Annotated in this window: 1 protein-coding gene; it reads right to left on the bottom strand. The window is 50.3% G+C overall.

Annotation, left to right across the window (positions count from 1 at the left end):
- The coding region (locus ACTHUR_RS12640; protein ID WP_440398832.1) for a fumarate hydratase at positions 1-886 on the bottom strand (886 nt) is incomplete at both ends.

The following is an 886-nucleotide window of genomic DNA, read 5'->3' as shown; positions in this document are numbered from 1 at the left end:
CCGTTGTCAGGGCTGTAAGTCAGATCCGGCCAGTCTTCCAAAGACGGGGCTTCCAGTTTGGCCGGGCCTGAGCCGTCCAATTCAAATTCGATGTGGCGAGTTGCCGCGCAGTTTGGAATCATGGCAATCGGTTTGGAAGCCGCGTGGGTTGGGTAGTCAAGGATTTTGACATCCAGTACGGTACTCAAACCGCCCAAACCTTGTGCGCCGATGCCCAAGGCATTTACTTTTTTGTAGAGTTCCAAGCGCAGGGCTTCGGTTGTAGACAATTCTGCACCTGAATCGGCTTTTTCTTTGAGCTCCTGAATATCGATATGGCTCATCAGGCTTTCTTTGGCCATCAACACTGCTTTTTCAGGCGTACCGCCGATACCGATACCCAAGATGCCCGGAGGACACCAGCCGGCACCCATTTGAGGAACGGTTTTCAATACCCAATCAACAATATTGTCTGAAGGATTGAGCATGGCAACTTTAGTTTTGTTTTCAGAACCGCCGCCTTTGGCTGCGCAAGTGACTTCGACTTTGTCGCCTTTTACGATTTCCATATGTACAACGGCAGGGGTGTTGTCTTTGGTATTTTGACGTTTGCCAGCCGGATCGGCCAATACGGAGGCGCGCAGTTTGTTGTCAGGATAGGTGTATGCACGGCGTACGCCTTCGTTAACCATTTCCTGTACGCTCATCTCGGCATCCCACTGTACATCCATGCCTACTTTCAAGAATACGGTCGCAATACCGGTATCCTGACAAATCGGACGGTGGCCTTCAGCACACATACGGCTATTGACCAAAATCTGCGCCATCGCATCTTTGGCGGCAGGGTTTTCTTCTTTTTGATAAGCCTTATACAAAGCCTGGATGTAGTCTTTAGGATGGTAGTAGC

This window comes from Neisseria sp. P0021.S007 (assembly GCF_051956855.1).
Note: the sequence above shows the minus strand (reverse complement) of the source record. Positions and strands in the feature narration are given on the sequence as shown.